The following is a 3,341-nucleotide window of genomic DNA, read 5'->3' on the forward strand; positions in this document are numbered from 1 at the left end:
CTCTACGGCAGGCGGTTGGCCATTTGCAGCGCCTGCTTCGTCTGGTCGTCGGTCAGGCCCCGCAGAAAATCGTCCATCTGCGGATCGATGAGCCCGGCGCGACGGGCGACAACGTACCAGGCGCCGGCAAGGATCGGATCCGGATCGGTGCCGATGCCGCCCATGTAAAGCTTGGCGAGGCGGTTCTGGGCGGCGACATTCCCGCCCTCGGCGGCCTGTTTCATCCAGCCGAAGCCGGACTTCAGGTCGCGGGCACCACCACGTCCCTCGATCATCCAGGCGGCGAGATCGATCTGCGCCGTATCGTAGTTCTGCCGTGCTGCCTGCACCAGCAGCCCTCGCGCCTGGACCTCGTCGCGCGGCTTGCCGCCGACGCCATTGGCATAGACCTGCGCCATCGCATATTGCGCGTCGGCAAGGCCGGTCGCGGCGGCGCGCTGATAATAGGACACGGCCTTTGCGATGCCGGCATCGCCGGGGTCCTGCTGGACCAGCAGCTGCGCGAAATTGAACTGCGCCAGACGGTTGCCGGCCTCGGCGGCGGCCTGCATCAGCGCGTAGGCCCCTTTCTCGTCCTTTTTGACGTAGCGGCCGTCGAGCAGCATCAGCGCATACTCGAACTGCGATTCTGGTATGCCCTGCTCGGCGGCAAGCGCGTACCACTTTGCCGCCTCCGCAGCGTTGACCGGCACGCCAAGACCGCGCGACAATATCTCCGCGATCAATGTCTGCGCCGCCGGGTCGCCGTTCTGGGCGCGAACCAAAGCGAGGTTGTAGGCCGTCTTGTAAAGGCCGCGCTGGAAGGCGCCATAGGCAGAATCCGACGGCTTTGCGCCGAAGCGGTCGGGATTGATGGCGTCGGCCGACGGCAGCGGGGCGGTGGTGGCAGGCTGCGGCAGCGGCGTGGCGATCGGCTTGTCCGTGCTTGCACCGATGTCGGGCTTGGGTTGCGGCAACGGGGCGGTTTCCGCCACGGCGGCCTGCACCGTGAGGGCCGCAAGCAAAGCACCGAAAAGGATTGTCCACGCCGGCACGTCAGTCCTCGAAACGCGGCGCGGTTTCGTCGAGCAGCGCATTGGCACTGGCGACTGCCATCTTCGGGTCGACGCCGTCGGCAAAGACGGCGCTGGACAGCGCCACGAATTCGGCGCCGGTGGTAGCTACCGCTTCGACCGAGGCGAGATCGGACCCGGCCATGACGATGCAAGGGATCTGGATCACATCCGCCCACCATTGCCCCAGCGACAGGTTGCGCGGGTGCGGCTCCGGCTTGTTGTCGTAGCCGAAGCGGCCGAAGAAGATGTAGTCGGGCCTGAGCTCGCCGAGTTCCAACGCATCGTCGCGTGTCTTGGCGCCGCCGGTGCCGACCATCATTTTTGCCTGAAAACGGTCGATCGTCTCGGCGAGTTCGGCCTTGCCGACCTCGACATGGATGCCATCTGCCTGGACGCGGCCGGCGATGCGGGTGTCGCCGGCAATGACGACGGCAACGCCTGCCGCTTGCGCCGCCGGCACGATCTGTTCGGCGAAGGCCTGGAAGGAGGCCTCGTCCATGCCGTTCTCGGGCAGGATCAGCGAGGCGACGTCGCCGCCCTCGAACGCCGCGCCGATGCGCTCAGCCGGCACGCCGGGCGGCGCGATCAGCACGATGCGGCAGCGATTTGGAGGCGTTGCGTCGTTCATTGGTTTTCGATCCCGGTTTTCGCCTATGCCGGGCGAAGATGGTTGCATTGCGGCATAGAGCAAAGTGCCGGCCTTGAACAGGCGGGCGGGGCAGGATCATTGGCGCATGATTGTCGTCCGGCGACGTTCTTCGCTCACTTGATCGCCTGGGTGCTCTCGGCTGGGATCTCCGATTTCCACAGTGTCCAGCCAAGATTCATGCCGGCGGCAGCGACCAGGATGGCGGCGGCGCCGACGATCTGGGCCGGATGCAGCCGGTGGCCGAAGGCGACGACATCGACCAGGATCGCGACCACAGGGTAGATAAAGGACAGCGACCCCTGCAGATGAGTCGGCAGTTTCTGAATGGCGCCGTACATCAGGATGTACATCAGACCGGTATGGACGACGCCAAGCGTCGTCAGCATGCTCCAGCTCCACGCATCGGCGGGAAGGTGGGAAAGGTTGGCGAAGGGTGCCAGCATGACGACTCCGACGCAGACCTGGATCAGGGCGATCAGGTGCGGTGGCGTGCCTTTGAGCTTCTTGGTGACGATGGCGGCCACAGCCCAGAAGAATGCCGCACCCAGCGCCATTGCGATGCCGGGAAAATAATCCGTACCGAGATTGCCTGTGCCTGTATTAGGACCTGCATCGGGCCCCACATCAGGCGAGGCGTGCACGATCAGCAGCATGCCGGCGAAGGCGATGCCGAGCCAGGCCAGCTTCGTCATGGTCAGCCGCTCTGAGAAGAAGAGCGCGCCAAAGCCGACCAGCATGAAGGGCTGGGTGTTGTAGACTGCCGTGGCGATCGAGATCGAGGCGTGGGAAAACGAACTGAACAGCAGCAACCAGTTGATGACGATGGCCGCGCCCCCAAGGGCCGCAATCGCCACGATGCGCAGCGACAGCCTGCCGCGCAGCAATCCCAGGGCAGCGCAGATGATCAGCAGCGTTATGGCGCCGAAGGCGCAGCGCCAGAAGACGACGTCCATGATGGGCTCGCCCGACATGACGACGAACCATCCGATCGTGCCGAGGATGGCCATTGCGGCCGTCATTTCGATTGTGCCGCGCACCGTGCTGTCCATGAAGATTACCTCTCGAATGCTGATGGGTTGATAATCCCATGCGGCACAAGCGCTTCCTATGTCTTGCGATAGGTGATATGCCGGCCGTGCCTAATTAAATAAGGTGACGGCGGCCTTTTCGTTGGGAATGTCAAATGCTGGACGATCTGGACCGACGCCTTCTCGAAATCCTGATCAAGGATTCGCGAACCTCGTTGAAGGAACTGGCCCAGCAGGTAAGACTGTCGTCGCCGAGCGTGGCGGAACGGCTGCGTCGGCTGGAGGATCGTGGCGTTATCAGGACTTTCACCGTCGAGATCGACCCGCAAGCGCTCGGCTACTCGCTGCAGGCGATTGTTCGCATCCGGCCCTTGCCGGGCAAGCTGCATATCGTCCAGAAGCTGATCGAGGAGATCCCGGAGTTTGGCGAATGCGACAAGGTGACGGGCGACGACTGCTTTGTTGCCCGGCTGTTCGTGCGCTCGATCGGCGATCTCGACAAGCTTCTCGACCGTATCGCCGACAAAGCCGAAACGAGCACAGCCATCATCAAGGCGCAGCCGATCCGGAGGCGCCCACCGCCGCTTGCCGCGACCGCCGTCTCAAAAC

The 3,341-nt window shown here is 63.9% G+C and carries 4 protein-coding genes; 1 reads left to right on the plus strand and 3 read right to left on the minus strand.

Annotated features, from left to right (window positions below; all coding sequences use genetic code 11):
* Positions 1-2 precede the first annotated feature (2 nt).
* From EOA86_RS27600 to EOA86_RS27610, 3 genes are all read right to left on the minus strand, one after another.
* A complete protein-coding gene (locus EOA86_RS27600) occupies positions 3-1,034 on the minus strand; it encodes a tetratricopeptide repeat protein (protein ID WP_245497396.1) in 1,032 nt (343 codons plus the stop codon).
* Position 1,035: 1 nt separating this feature from the next.
* The gene (locus EOA86_RS27605) at positions 1,036-1,683 is read right to left on the minus strand and encodes a thiamine phosphate synthase (protein ID WP_029348894.1); all 648 of its coding nucleotides are present in this window, start codon (positions 1,681-1,683) and stop codon (positions 1,036-1,038) included.
* 134 nt (positions 1,684-1,817) lie between these two features.
* Positions 1,818-2,753, minus strand: a complete 936-nt coding sequence (locus tag EOA86_RS27610) for a DMT family transporter (protein ID WP_128344571.1) — start codon at positions 2,751-2,753, stop codon at positions 1,818-1,820.
* Positions 2,754-2,887: 134 nt separating this feature from the next.
* Here EOA86_RS27610 and EOA86_RS27615 point away from each other — a divergent pair.
* The coding region (locus EOA86_RS27615; RefSeq protein ID WP_164892027.1) for an Lrp/AsnC family transcriptional regulator at positions 2,888-3,341 on the plus strand (454 nt) is incomplete at its 3' end.

It is taken from the genome of Mesorhizobium sp. M5C.F.Ca.IN.020.32.2.1 (assembly GCF_004023105.1).
Lineage (GTDB): Bacteria > Pseudomonadota > Alphaproteobacteria > Rhizobiales > Rhizobiaceae > Mesorhizobium > Mesorhizobium wenxiniae.

Bases quoted from the DNA above. Each gene is read 5' to 3' on its own strand.
- EOA86_RS27605 (WP_029348894.1), bottom strand. From the start codon at position 1,683: ATGAACGACGCAACGCCTCCAAATCGCTGCCGCATCGTGCTGATCGCG.
- EOA86_RS27610 (WP_128344571.1), bottom strand. From the start codon at position 2,753: ATGGACAGCACGGTGCGCGGCACAATCGAAATGACGGCCGCAATGGCC.